This window comes from Ruegeria sp. AF5, from assembly GCF_056541905.1.
Genome location: NZ_JBQFYZ010000004.1, coordinates 187,816 through 201,478 on the forward strand (window position 1 = coordinate 187,816; position 13,663 = coordinate 201,478).

The following is a 13,663-nucleotide window of genomic DNA, read 5'->3' on the forward strand; positions in this document are numbered from 1 at the left end:
ATTTGTTGGATAATGGAAAACAAAACGCCTGTCACCACGTCATTCGCGCGCAGGGCGCGCTTACTTGAGGACCGAGCATCCGGGATAACCGAACCCCCATCGCCAGGGCAGGCCGCTGCACGGCCCGCCACCGAAACGAACCGCCCCATACATGGCATCCGCGGTGATCGCGTGAATGGTGCGGATCTGGTCAGGTTCCATATCATAGCGATCCGCGTATTCGTCGGCATACAGATCTCCATGCGCCTTAACACAGGCATGCAGGGCATCATCCGCCGCCAAACGCGCGTCATAGCTTTCCTCGGCCGAATCCGCGCCGCCGGCATTGTGATATGCCCGGTCGTGGATCACACAACAGTTTTCCCAAGGCGGATGTTCTTCAAAAAGCTCGCCAACCTGCGGGAACTGCTTTGCCACCCAGCGCCAGCTTGCAGACAATCCACCCGAACACCCGTCTGTTTCGAATGGTTGCAGCTCGGCGCTTTCGCTCTGGTCCATCAAGGCGCGATGGGCAGGCATTTCGAACCGGCGCATCAAGTCCTGTGCCAAGGCGGCGTGCGGAATAACGAGCAACAGCAGCGAAAGATTAAGGGCTTTCATCGCGCATCGCCTTGGTGTCGACCTGCAATCCGAAAGTCGTGGCCAACCACAACATCAGCCGCTCTGCTGGTCCCATTTCGGCACGCACGCGCAGAACCTCATTGGCCATGGCCGGGCGGTCGGTGATCAGACCATCAACACCCATAGACGCCATTTTGGACATTTGCAGCGGATCGTTCACGGTCCAGACATAGATATCCTTACCGGCATCGTGAACCTTTCGGATCAGGCCCGGCGTTGCCATCCCAGCATTGATGGCGACAAACTCGCCCTCCAACCCCGACAGATCACCAATGGCTGTGGCAGCCAATACACCCGAACGCCAGTCCGGGCGCAGTTTCTTCATCTTTTGGACGGCCGGATATTTCAACGACATGGTGGCGACCTCGTCCTGCATCTCCAACTCTTCCACCAGATTGATCACCCGGTTTTCCAGATCAATATCATGGCCATAGTATTTCAGTTCGATAAGAACCCTGGACTTGCCTTTGGCCGCCTCCAGCACATCACGCAGAGTTGGCGTTCGTTCCGAGGCGTATTCCGGATCAAACCAGCTGCCGATGTCGATATCTGCCACATCCGCCATCGTTGCATCCCAGACCTTCAGGTTAACACCCGCCAGCTTCATGAAATCGCTGTCATGGGCCACGATGATCACATCATCCGCAGATTCCTGAACGTCGATTTCAACCCAATCCGCGCCGTCCTCGATGGCTTTCAGAACCGAGGCCATCGTGTTTTCCGGCCGCAAGGCCGCTGCACCCCGGTGGCCAATGACCTCGGCATGATCCGGGGCCTGCACACGTTCCAGCAGACTTTGACCTGACCAAAGGCCAATAACCAACGCGGCAAGGGATGCGCCCACTGTCACAAATACAGGCGCCCGAATTTTCCGGGGTTCTGGGTGGGCGATCTTTTTTGCATCAAAATCGAAAAACCCGTCCAACAAGACGGCCAACGCGCCCAGCGCCGTTGCCGCCAGAACCAGCCCCGCCAATGACCACAGCCCTGCGACGACAAAACTGAAGGTCAGGGCCAGCTTGAGGTTGCTGCCGTCCTGCACGGGTACGAAAGTAAACAAAAGGCTGGCCACTGCGGCAATCAAAGCGGCGATGACAAGGCGCATCCCCAGCCAAAGGGCAAGTTCGATCTTCAACCGCCCGCGCCTGCCTTCCATCTTCTGCGCACTTTGGGCAAACGCCGTTCGGGGCGCAGTTCGTTCGAAAAGGACCAAATGCAGGGCCAGCGCCCAGGCGGACAGGCGACGGATCAAAAGCCACGCCAGTACAAGAACAACCACTCCGATCAGAAGAACCGCCACCTTGAAGGCGGGGGGGCGGAAGGTCAGGTAATAGTTGATGTCATATTCAGTCAGCGTCCACCAAGCGATCAGGCCAGCGACAGCCACGAATGGCAGGGCAAGCAACAGGACACGCAGGATGAAACGCACGGCAAATCCGAACAACGCCGGGAAACGGGACAGGATCAACGCGAGCGCCGCACTGCCAGCGCGCCAGGGATCTTGTTCGCCCATACGCAGCGACCCGGCCATGACCGAGAACACAAAGACCTCGGCCAGCAGAAACAGGCTCAGAACTACAACAGACGAGATAAACCCGACCGGAGACAGCAGGAACATGGCAATGTCCTGATCCGTCAAGGCCGTCTGGTCAGACAGAGAGACTGCCAGATTGACCGTCAGTGCCACCCCTGGCGCAATCAGCGCAACAAGCAGTAATCGCACAGCGATATAAATTGGCACAAAAACCCGACGCCGGGCCCAAGCCCCCGCGTAGGCATGTGTTACGGCATGGAAATATCTGTTCACGCGGTCGCCTCCGAACTGATACATTCATTCAAAGGCGCGCAAACGTGAATTGCAAGTCAGCTGTCTTTCAGGTCCGCAGCCAGGCGGAACCCGATGCGGTTGGCTGGCTTGTCTTCAACCGATTTGGGAAGCGCACGCAACATCACGTTCAACTGGCTGACATGTTGCACCAGTTGCGTGCGGGCTCCGGTCCCGTCGGACCCGTAAAAGGTTATCATGTCGGGGTCGAAATAACCCATCCCCTCGATCCGCATCACGCCTGCATCGCCGCCAGTGAAACCCATGGCGACCTCATGATCGCCGTCCAATGTCTGTTCGAAATTCTGGATATACAGGATTAGCCGCTCGTAGGCCCATTGTGCGGGGCTTTTGCTGGCCACCGGTTTTTTCAGCGTCTCTGGCAGTTTTTTGGTTCCGGATTCGGCTTTCGGATCGGCGTGCACCTCGTAACATCTTGGCAACGCTGCGGCTTCTGCGGCCTCGGCCGAGGTTTCGATCTGGTCCTGCATTCGTCTACCCTTTGCGCTGATACAGCCATGCCCCATCCGCGCGTTGCGTCCGGGTTACTGCACCAATGTGGTAGAGGTGATTTACATGTGCAACCGCCTCAACCAGCGCAAGGCCATACTCACCCTCTTGGATTGTACGTTTGAACAGCGGCATAAAGCAGTCAGCGGCAGATTTGGGCTGATCCAGATGATCCAGCAACCGTTCCAGCGCGCCATGGTGGTTGTCAATCAACTGCTTCATGCGCAACGGCAGACCGGTGAAGGGCAATTTGTGCCCGCCTAAAACCAGATGATCGGGACGGGCGAGTACCTGAAGCCTCTCACAGGCCTCCATCCATCCTGACACCGGATCTGCCATGGGTTCGGTCGCATAGACACCCAGATTGGGACTGATTGAACTGAGGATCTGATCACCGCTGAGTACCAGATTGTCATCGCGGCTCCAGAAGGTGGCGTGTTCCGGCGCATGGCCATTGCCCATATGAACGTCCCAGTCACGTCCACCCATACGGATCACGTCACCCTGCTTGATCCCGGTAAAACCCAGCGGCATGGGATAGACCGTGTCGGCAAAATTAAAGGGCCGGTCCGCCATCCGTTTGTTCAGAACTTCGGATGCCATCCCCGCGCTGCGATAGAATTCCAGCGTTTCTTGCGGCCAGGTTTCCTGCACATCCAGCGTCAGCATCCGCGCAAACAGCCACGAGGTGCGGCTTGTCACCAGCTCGGCGCCGTGTTCCGTCTGAAACCATCCGGCATTGCCAACATGGTCGGGATGATGGTGAGTCACCACCACCCTCCTGATCGGCTTGCCTGCAAGCGGCCCGGCCATCAACGCTTCCAAGATGCGCCGCGTCTTGTTCGAGGACAGCCCTGTATCGATCACTGTCCAGCTGTCGCCATCGTCCAGAGCGTAGATGTTTACATGGTCCAGCGCCATCGGCAGGGGCAGGCGCATCCAGAGAACACCTTGGGCAATCTCGGTGGCTGCGCCCTGCGCGGGCGGTTCAGCCCACGGATATCTGATCCCCAAGACGTGATCCCCATCCATCAGGCCGCAAACTCGTCCGTGCTCAGCGCGAAAAGGTCATTCGCCCCGTTCTGCGCCCGCGCCAAAAGGCCCGAATGTTCGGGCAACAGGGTGTTGATATAATATCGCGCCAGTTTCGCCCGCGGTCCCTCTGGGTCGGCAAGGGCTGCGGTCAGGTGATAATGCCCGCCCAGCACCCGGGCAAAAGCCTGCAAATAAGCAACTGCGCCTGCAAAGCGGTTATTCAAATCGTCCTGTGCGACCAGCCATTCTGTCGCCTCGCGCAGTGTTTCGGTGGCTTCCCAGACCGGACCCGCCAGATCAGGCAGCATTGCACGGGCGCGTTCGGCCTGGTCTTCGATCTCATCCAGCAAGTTCGAAGCAGCCTCGCCCCCGTCCATCATCTTCCGCGCAACAAGGTCCATCGCCTGAATACCGTTGGTGCCCTCGTAGATCGCGGTGACACGCGCATCGCGATAGAACTGTGCCGCGCCGGTTTCCTCAATATACCCCATGCCACCATGCACCTGGACCCCGGTTTCAGCCACACGCATCCCGGTCTGAGTACCAAACGCCTTGCTGATCGGCGTCAACAGCGCGGCCCGCGCAGCCCAATCGGCGTCACCAGTGGCCTCTGCCATATCGATCGCAACCGCATTGGCCAACAGGATCGCGCGCGCGGCATAAACATCAGCACGCATATCCAAAAGCATGCGGCGCACATCCGCATGATCGATGATCGTCCCGGACGGCGTTTTGCCTTGTTTCCGTTCCAGGGCATAGGCCAACGCGTGCTGGTATGCTCCTTCGGCCACGCCCACGCCCTGTCCGCCCACACCAAGACGCGCATTGTTCATCATGGTAAACATGGCAGCCATACCGCCATGTTCGGCACCCACCAGCCAGCCTTTGGCTCTGTCATATTGCATCACGCAGGTGGGCGATCCGTGCAAACCCATCTTGTGTTCCAGCGAAACCACTTTTAGATCATTGGCCGCGCCCGGGTCACCATTTGCGTCAGGCAGGAATTTAGGGACAAGGAACAATGAAATCCCTTTGGTGCCGGGCACTCCATCGGGAAGGCGAGCCAGTACCAGATGGCAGACATTCTCGGTAAAATCGGTATCGCCCCACGAGATGAATATCTTTTGACCGGTGATCGAATATGTCCCGTCACCGTTCGGCTCAGCCTTCGCAGACAGCGCGCCAACATCCGATCCGGCCTGAGCTTCGGTCAGGTTCATGGTGCCCGACCATTCCCCCGTCATCATCTTAGGCAGATACAGCGCTTTCAATTCGTCGCTGGCGTGATGCTCCAACGCCTCAATCTGGCCCTGAGACATAAGCGGCGCAAGTTGAAGCGACAGGCAAGCAGCACTCATCATCTCGTTGACCGCCGTGGTGATGGTCATAGGCAGCCCCATCCCCCCGTATTCAGGATTGCCACTGATCCCGATCCAGCCACCTTCGGCAATTGCCTTCCAACCGTCTGCATATCCCGGAGAAGTTCGCAGCACGCCATTTTCAAGTCGTGCAGGTTCCAGATCACCGGGGCGCTGTAGAGGGGCCATCACCTCTTCGCACATTTTTCCAGCTTCGGTCAGGATCGCACTGACCACATCCCCGCTGGCATCAGCAAATTTATCCGTCGCAGCGACCTGGTCGAACCCGACCACATGGTCCAGCAGGAACTGGTAATCTGAAATTGGGGTGCGATAGGGCATGATCACTCTCGAAGGCTAACAATTCAGAACATATCGGCAGGCTTGGAATTGTGGGCAAGCGCCGGTAAGCGTATGAGCTTGGATCAATTACCTACTGTCCCCTATGTTTCAAGCAACCAAAACGCGGCGTCACCAGTTATGATCTCAACCGGCACTCAGGAATTGACGGCGGATCCCGGCGGTATCGCGCGGGCTGCAGATATGTTGCGACAGGGCCTTCTGGTCGCCTTCCCGACCGAGACCGTCTATGGCCTGGGCGGCAATGCACGCAACGGGCAGGCGGTGGCGTCGATCTACGAGGCCAAGGGGCGGCCCAGTTTCAATCCGCTGATCGCACATGTCGCTTCGGTCGCCGCGGCGCAACGGTATGTGCAATGGTCAGATCAGGCCGAGCATCTGGCGCAGGCCTTTTGGCCCGGTCCGCTTACCTTGGTTTTGCCCTTGCGCGAAGGGCACGGGATTTCATCGCTGGTGACGGCAGGTTTGGATACGTTGGCCGTGCGCGTTCCGGCACATCCGACAGCGCACGCGCTGCTGGCCGAATTTGATGGCCCGGTTGCTGCGCCGTCTGCAAACCCGTCGGGTCAGATCAGTCCGACCAAGGCAAGTCATGTCTGGTCGGGTCTTGGCGGCAAGATCGCGGCTGTTCTGGATGACGGGCCGTGCGGTGTCGGGCTTGAATCCACCATCATCGGTCTGGCTGGGGAACCCGCGCTTTTGCGTCCAGGTGGCATCGCGCTGGAGCAAATCGAAGAGACGCTGAAAACACACCTACATCTGCATCAATCCGGTGACCTTCTGACCGCCCCCGGCCAGTTGCAATCGCATTATGCGCCGGATGCTCCGGTCCGTTTGAATGCCGAAACCCGTCAGGGTGACGAGGTGTTGCTGGGATTTGGACAGGTTGAGTGCGACCTGAACTTGTCCGCCATCGGCGACCTGACCGAAGCGGCGGCAAATCTGTTTGCGTTTCTGCATCAACTGAACGAAACCGGGAGACCGATTGCCGTTTCTCCGATCCCAGGCACGGCATTGGGGGCGGCAATCAATGACCGGCTGCGGCGCGCTGCAGCACCTCGCGACAGCTGATCAGGCCCGCCCTGCGCTGGCAGAAAGGGTTAGCGGGTCCACGCCCAAAGTAGCCAACGCTGCCTCCCATTTCGCATCATCGGGCACATCGAAAACAAGCTTGGGTGTCGCGTCGGTGGTCAGCCAACCGTTCATGGCAATTTCATCCTCAAGCTGACCGGGCCCCCAGCCGGAATAACCCAGCGCCAGCATCGAGTTCAGCGGCCCGCTGCCTGACGCCAAATCCTCGAGCACATCAAGTGTCGCCGTCATGCTGAAATCCTCGGAAATCTGCATTGAATGCAGGTTGGCCTCGTAATCGGCGCTGTGAAGGACAAAGCCGCGCGACATCTCGACCGGCCCACCGAAATGCACAAGGCGCTCTCCGACAATCGGAATACGGCAGGCGATGTTCAGTTGACCCAGCAAAGTCTTGATCCGCAGGTCCGAGGGCTTGTTCACAATCAAACCCATGGCTCCATCGTCGCCGTGGCTGCACACATACACCACCGAATGGTCGAATCGCGGATCCCCCATACCGGGCATCGCAATCAACAGTTTTCCGGTCAGGTCCATGGGCCGCCATCTCTTTCTCAGAACACCTCAACAATGGCCCCGCAGCATGTCTATTGGCAAGAGAACAACAGGTATTTTGGCGGATTTCATCCCAGTGAACAGAACGTGACTTGGAATCCGGGTCAACGCCGCGCATTTAAGAGGGATGAAGATGTCGATGAAACACACTGCTGTCGCCGCACTCGTTTGCCTGCATCTATCCGCCCCGGTTGCCGCTCAGGGTCTGGACGGCGTGGTTCAGCTGAATGTTCTGGATGGCGGACGGACTGCAAACGGCACTTATCTTACCGCCTTGAAGCTGACGCTTGAGGATGGTTGGAAAACCTACTGGCGCGCGCCAGGAGATGCTGGCATCCCGCCGGAAATCAACTGGAAACGCTCAAGCAATGTCGGGCGTGTTGAAATCACATGGCCTGCCCCCGATGTCTTCGATCAGAACGGGTTGCAGTCGATCGGTTACAAGAACCAACTGGTCCTTCCGATTGAGATTACGCCGCGCAACCCTGCCAAGCCGGTCCGATTGCAGGGCGAAATGGATCTGGGCGTTTGCAAAGACGTTTGTATTCCGGAACGTCTGGGCTTTGACCACACGCTCGACGCCAATGCCGGACGCCATCCCGCGATTGCCGCCGCACTGGCGCAACGCCCTTATTCCGCGCAAGAAGCTCGCGTGTCCAGTGCCACCTGTCGTCTGACGCCGACTAAAGATGGTATGCGTATCGAAGCACGAGTGACCATGCCATCGGCAGGTGGTCATGAAGTGGCTGTGATCGAACCCGGCAATCCCTCCCTCTGGGCGTCGCAGCCGGTTGCGCAACGGCAAGGTGATACGTTGGTGGCCGAGGCCGAGATTATCAATGCATCGGGCACACCCTTTGCACTGGATCGGTCTGAAATCCGGATTACAGTTCTGGGCGCCAATCACGCAGTTGATATTCAGGGCTGCAGCGCAGGCTGAATTCATGACCCAATCACCAAAAATCGGTGCCCTGGCCGTTGTTCTGCATCAGGATCAGGTTCTTCTGGTTCAGCGCAGCAAGCAGCCCGACGCCGGGCTGTGGGGGTTTCCCGGTGGCCATGTCGAATGGGGTGAAACCGTATTGGAAGCGGCGCAACGCGAATTGCTGGAAGAAACCTCGGTGATCGCGCAACCGTCACATTATCTGAACAATCTGGACCTTCTGCGCCGAACCCCAGATGGGCTGGTCGTGTCCCATTACCTGCTGGTCGGGGTCGCCTGCCAGTATAGCTCGGGAACGCCGAGGGCCGGTGACGACGCATTGGATGCCCGGTGGTTTCCCGTCGATCAGATACGCCAGGGCAACCTGCCCATGAGCGCGCGGGTCATTGAGCTTTTGGAATATGCCTTGCTTGCGGTTTAAGCATCTGCCGATTTCGTGAGGCGACCATAAAGCATGCCTGAGGCAGCAATGCTCAGAATCACAATCGGCACAGCTCCGGCAACAAACGCGCCCAGCCCCATTTTCAATGCGGCAATGCCATCATCACCGGGATAAAGACCTTGTAGCATAGCAAGCGGTGCACCGTTGATGGCAGGCCAGATCATCGTCAAGGCAAACCAGACCCCAAGCATCGCGCCGGTTCCGGCCAACGCGCCACGAACAACCTTGTCAGGGGCCCGCGCCGCGCGCCGCATGGCTGTCATCGGACGTGCCACGTCATTGAGAACTCCCAGCAAGGCAGGCACAAGTACCAACACCAGCAACATTCCGAAACCAAGCCCGTAGACCAGTGTGATTACTGTCGGTTTCAGGAACTGCGCCTGTTGAGAGCCTTCATATAGTAAGGGTGCAAGCCCAAGAACCGTCGTCAGCGTGGTCAGCATGACAGGTCGCAACCTGTCTGCCGTGCCATCCAGAATAGACGGAATCAACCCGCGATCCTGCTGGTATGCGTCGATCGTAGTCACCAAAACGATCGAATCGTTGATGATGATCCCTGTCATGCCCAGCAACCCGACCACCGTGAACATGCTAAGCGGCACCTCCCAGATGTAGTGGCCCCAGATTGCCCCTACCAGGCCAAAGGGAATTATCGCCATAACCACAAGGGGTCGTGTCCAGCTGGCAAAAACCCAGGCCAGTACAAGATAAATACCGGTCAGGCACAGGATCAGACCATTTCGGGCCTCGGACAGGAATTCGTTTTCCTGTTCGCTCAGACCCGACATGCGCCACTCAACCTGCCTTTCGGCTGCGATATTGGGCAGGATCTCGTCCTGCATCACGCGTTCAATTTCGGCGGCCCGTGCCGGATCGTCTTCCGAAATGTCACCTGTTACCGAAACCACCCTCAGGCCGTTTTCACGCCGAACCGTCGAAAACCCGGACTTGCGTTCGACCGAAACGATATCAGCCAGCGGTACATAGACTCCGTCAGGAGAACGCATCAGAGTTCGTTCCAGAAAATCTGCTGTCAGTTCACCGTCGGGCAGTTCGACACGGATCTCAGCACTGCGCGGCCCGTCGGGGAAGGTTGCGGCCTCAATCCCGTTCAAACGGTTGCGCAAAGCCCGCCCCAGCGTTTCGATCCGAAAGCCCAGCGCCTGACCCTGTGCCGTCAGATCAAGAAGAAACTCTTCCTTGTCATATGCCAAAGTGTCCTCAAGCGCCGAGACTTCAGGAAACTTCGACAGCGCGGTTTGCAAATCTTCAGATGCGGCTTTCAGTACATTTACGTCCGAGCCATAGAACTGCACGTCGATGGCGTCGCCACCGGGGCCAGATCGCCAACCACGGAAGCTGATCACTTCGACCTTGGGGTGGCGCGGTACGAAATCCTGTAGCTCGCCCACAAACTCAAAACTCGAATAGGGGCGCAGATCGGCGTCGATCAATTCAATCGAAATACCACCCAGCACACTGCCGTCCTTGCCGTCAGCCGCAGCAAGCGCACGCCCGGCATTGCCACCAACTTCGGCCAGGACATAGTCAATTGGATTTCGGCCATGACGCTCTTCGTAGATCCGGCCCAGTTCGTTGGTTGCGTCCTGTAGAATGCGCATCATCTCAAGTGTATCTGACCGGGTCGACCCCTCGCGCATAATAAACCCGCCGCTGACTGAACTGCGTTCAGGTGCGTTGAAGAACCGCCAGTTCACGTCGCCACGAATGAACAATGCGACCTGACTGGCCAGGATGGCGATCATCAGCGCGGCGACCACATAACGCGCCCAGATCACCCAGGCGATCAGCGGACGGAACAAGTGATCCCGAACCCAACGAAAGCCACGATTGACGACACGGTTCGGCAGATCGTACCAGTGTTCCTTGGCCGAATGCGCAATTGCGTGCGCCATGTGATTGGGCAGGATCAAGAAGCATTCCACCAGCGATGCAACCAGTACTGCGATCACCGTGAAGGGGATATCGCGGATCAGTTCTCCGAAACGTCCTCCAACCAACGTCAGGCCGAAAAACGCAATCACCGTCGTTACCGTGGCGGCCAGAACCGGCATTGCCATTCGACGGGCGGCACGCTCTGCGGCTTCCACAGGTGTCTCACCCAATCGGCGGGCGCGATAATCGGCGTGCTCGCCCACGACAATGGCATCATCTACGACGATCCCCAAGGTGATGATCAGACCGAACAGGGAAACCATGTTCAGCGACAGACCGCCCAGATACATCAGCGCAATCGCCGCCGACATCGCCACCGGGATACCCGCCGCGACCCAAAACGCAATGCGCGCATTCAGAAACAGAAACAACAGGATGACAACCAGCCCCAGCCCCATCAGCCCGTTATCCACGAGGATGTTCAGCCGGTCGGTAATCGCTTGCGCCCGGGTACGGATCAGATCAATTCTCACACCTTCAGGCAGGCTAGCCTGCATCTCCCGGGCAACGTCCTCGACCGTGTGCTGAATACCTATCGCATCTCCCAGGTTCGACCGGTCCACTCTGATGGACATGGCGGGATTGTCGCCCACATAATAGCTGCGGTGCCGGGTGACGTCTTCGATCCGAAGTGTTGCTATGTCACCAACCTTCAGCTTCGACCCATCTTCGTTCACCCGCAGCGCGATGCCTTCGATCTGTTCGGGCGTGCGTTTCTCAGTCCCTGCCCGGATACGAGCCCCGGCGCCTTCCACATCACCCGCAGGATCCGTGGTGACTTCATCCCCGATCGCCGCCGCGATTTCCGCCATTGAGATATCATTGGCAATCAATTGCGCTGTGGTGACTTCGACAACAATGCGCGGTGCGGCAATACCTCGGATTGTCGTGCGGGTCACACCAGATGCGAATAAACGATTGATAAGCTCATCCGTCAGCTTCGCCAGTTGAGCAGTATCGGTCGGCCCCGTGATCACTACATCCGTCACCCGATCACGCCACGCCCCGCGTTGAATCTTGGGCTCCTCAGCGTCTTCCGGCAGATCTGTGACAGCGTCTACGGCGGTCCTAACATCCTCGACAGCACGGGACACATCCCAGTTGGGTTCGAATTCCAGCCTGATCCGGGTCCATTCATGATGCGAGGAAGCCTCGGTGCTGATCACCCCTTCGACGGCCAGCAGCGCAGGTTCCAGCAACTGCACGATTCCGGCGTCCATGTCTTCGGGCCCGGCACCTTCCCAGGTTACGGATACATCGACGCGTTCCAGAATGACGTCCGGAAAGAACTGCGCCCGCATGTTCGGGATTGCCGCCGCGCCAAGAACCAGCATGACAAGCAACAGCAGGTTGGCAACTGTCCGATGCCGCGTGAAGTAACTGAGAATGCCGCCCGCCGCGCCAGGTATCTCGCGCATCATGGCGTTTATCCCCCAGCCCTGGTTTCAATACTGCGCACCAAAGACGTCGGCACACGAGCTTCGCGCAGCCGGGTTAGAACCTGCGTCTTTTCCTTCGGAGGCATCGCACTGTTCGCCTCGACTCGCGCCACAAGTTCGGCGCGTTTCTCGTCCGTCAGCTCGACCATTCCAGGGTCTGCACCCGCCTCAAACCGAAGGGGCCGTACCCGCACGCCCGACCCAAGCAGGGGGGTTCGTCCGACGACGACCTCTCGCCCTTCCAACCCGTCGCCCCGCAGCAGAACCTCGTCCCCCTGACGGCGGATGAGCTGAACCGGCAGGCTTTCCAAACGGTCATCAGGGCCAAGCACCAGAACTGTTCCGGATGCATCAAGGACCGAAGACGGCAACCGGTAAACTCCGGCAAGCGGTTGTTCCTGAACTGAAACCGTAACGAAATCCCCGGGTTTAAACCCCGATGCCTCTTGCAGGCGGGCATAGATCAACCGCCCGGTCTGGCCTTCACCGGCAGACCCGCTATCGCGGCTAATCTGGCCAATTGCGGTCAGATCGGTCCCTGTGACTTCAAGAGATATGGTGACCGGCGCATTGATCAGACGATCGCCGCCATCCAGAAGCCGCACATATTGCGCGGTCGACACCCGAAATGCCACCTCAAGGTCGTTGGGATCAACCAGTTCAGCCAGCTTTTCATTTGCCGATACCAGCCGCCCTTCCACAAGTGTCACATCCGTTAAAGTACCGCCAAAGCCTGCCCGGATTGTCATGTCGCCCAGATCACGTTCCGCAGCTTCCAGTGCTATCATGGCGCGGGCCAACAGGGTTGATGCCTGATCCACACGGGATTCAGCCTGTGCCAGCGCAATACGCCGCGCCAGTACGGCCTGTTGCGCCGCTGCGGCAGCCAGTTCGGCCTCTTCCACGCTAGCGGCGGCCCCCACGCCCCGAGATTCCAGATCGCGTTGACGTTGCAACGCCCTTTCCCGCAGTTCCGCCTGAGCCTCAGCCGATTTCAGCTCGTCCTGCGCCAGCAGCAACGAGCGTTCTGCATCGCGCTCTTCAAACTGAGCGTCCAAGAGGTCGGACTTGGCCCGATCCAGTGCGGATTGCGCATCTGCCGGATCCAGTTCAACCAGCACTTCGCCAGCCTCGACAATTCCACCATCTTCAAAGTCTTCCGCCAGCGCGACAACGCGACCGCCAAGCGCCGCGCGCAACTCCAGCCTGCGGCGGCTTTGAACCTCTCCGAAAGCTTCAAGATATGGGGTGACGGTTTCCGCCTCGGCAGGCCGAACCGAAACAGCAAAGATCCTTTCTCGAGCGGGAGGTGTCGCGTTATCGTGCGTCAAAGCCTCCTGAACGGCCCCAACGATCATCTGCACGGCAACAAACAACAAAGCCAGCGCCAGAAACGCCAGAAAAATACCGACAAGACTATGCCGCAGAAATCGCATCGATCAGTTACCCCGGTTGCACCACGCTGCCGTCCACAACATGTAGCTGGATCAGGAAATATGCCAAGCCACAAGGCGGTTATACGGAATGGAA

Annotated in this window: 11 protein-coding genes; 3 read left to right on the plus strand and 8 right to left on the minus strand. The window is 58.4% G+C overall.

Translation table 11 applies throughout. The features are described 5' to 3' along the window. Positions 1-60: 60 nt before the first annotated feature. From ACR0DS_RS08985 to ACR0DS_RS09005, 5 genes are read right to left on the minus strand one after another with little or no spacing between them, the layout of a single operon-like run. Positions 61-600, minus strand: a complete 540-nt coding sequence (locus tag ACR0DS_RS08985) for a hypothetical protein (protein WP_480483080.1) — start codon at positions 598-600, stop codon at positions 61-63. Further along, positions 587-2,428, minus strand: coding sequence for a glycerophosphodiester phosphodiesterase (locus ACR0DS_RS08990; protein WP_480616725.1), 1,842 nt, complete (start codon positions 2,426-2,428; stop codon positions 587-589). The genes ACR0DS_RS08985 and ACR0DS_RS08990 overlap by 14 nt, the downstream gene beginning before the upstream one ends. Before the next feature lie 56 nt (positions 2,429-2,484). Next, on the minus strand, positions 2,485-2,937 hold the full coding sequence (locus ACR0DS_RS08995) for a DUF6173 family protein (protein ID WP_480475001.1): 453 nt from the start codon (positions 2,935-2,937) through the stop codon (positions 2,485-2,487). A 4-nt stretch (positions 2,938-2,941) separates the two neighbouring features. Then, positions 2,942-3,970 carry an MBL fold metallo-hydrolase gene (locus tag ACR0DS_RS09000; protein ID WP_480494343.1) on the minus strand — a complete coding sequence of 343 codons (1,029 nt, stop codon included), beginning with the start codon at positions 3,968-3,970 and terminating at the stop codon, positions 2,942-2,944. Positions 3,971-3,987: 17 nt separating this feature from the next. Continuing rightward, positions 3,988-5,691 (minus strand): acyl-CoA dehydrogenase, encoded by a 1,704-nt coding sequence (locus ACR0DS_RS09005; protein ID WP_480558763.1) that lies wholly within the window; start codon positions 5,689-5,691, stop codon positions 3,988-3,990. Between the two features lie 138 nt (positions 5,692-5,829). On the opposite strand from ACR0DS_RS09005, the gene ACR0DS_RS09010 reads away from it, so the two are divergent. Continuing rightward, positions 5,830-6,780: an L-threonylcarbamoyladenylate synthase gene (locus ACR0DS_RS09010; RefSeq protein ID WP_480558761.1), complete on the plus strand. Its 951-nt coding sequence runs from the start codon at positions 5,830-5,832 to the stop codon at positions 6,778-6,780. On the opposite strand, the gene ACR0DS_RS09015 is transcribed toward ACR0DS_RS09010, so the two are convergent. Beyond that, a complete protein-coding gene (locus ACR0DS_RS09015; RefSeq protein WP_480474992.1) occupies positions 6,781-7,335 on the minus strand; it encodes a YqgE/AlgH family protein in 555 nt (184 codons plus the stop codon). Positions 7,336-7,492: 157 nt separating this feature from the next. On the opposite strand from ACR0DS_RS09015, the gene ACR0DS_RS09020 reads away from it, so the two are divergent. Together ACR0DS_RS09020 and ACR0DS_RS09025 are read left to right on the plus strand one after the other, a co-directional pair. Beyond that, positions 7,493-8,293 carry a protein-disulfide reductase DsbD domain-containing protein gene (locus ACR0DS_RS09020; protein ID WP_480558759.1) on the plus strand — a complete coding sequence of 267 codons (801 nt, stop codon included), beginning with the start codon at positions 7,493-7,495 and terminating at the stop codon, positions 8,291-8,293. 4 nt (positions 8,294-8,297) lie between these two features. Next, a complete protein-coding gene (locus ACR0DS_RS09025; protein WP_480558757.1) occupies positions 8,298-8,717 on the plus strand; it encodes an NUDIX hydrolase in 420 nt (139 codons plus the stop codon). Here the strand turns inward: ACR0DS_RS09025 and ACR0DS_RS09030 are convergent. Together ACR0DS_RS09030 and ACR0DS_RS09035 are read right to left on the minus strand one after the other, a co-directional pair. Next, positions 8,714-12,115 (minus strand): efflux RND transporter permease subunit, encoded by a 3,402-nt coding sequence (locus tag ACR0DS_RS09030; protein WP_480558755.1) that lies wholly within the window; start codon positions 12,113-12,115, stop codon positions 8,714-8,716. The two genes, ACR0DS_RS09025 and ACR0DS_RS09030, sit on opposite strands and share 4 nt — an antisense overlap. Positions 12,116-12,120: 5 nt before the next feature. Next, positions 12,121-13,569 carry an efflux RND transporter periplasmic adaptor subunit gene (locus ACR0DS_RS09035; RefSeq protein WP_480558753.1) on the minus strand — a complete coding sequence of 483 codons (1,449 nt, stop codon included), beginning with the start codon at positions 13,567-13,569 and terminating at the stop codon, positions 12,121-12,123. Positions 13,570-13,663: the final 94 nt, after the last annotated feature.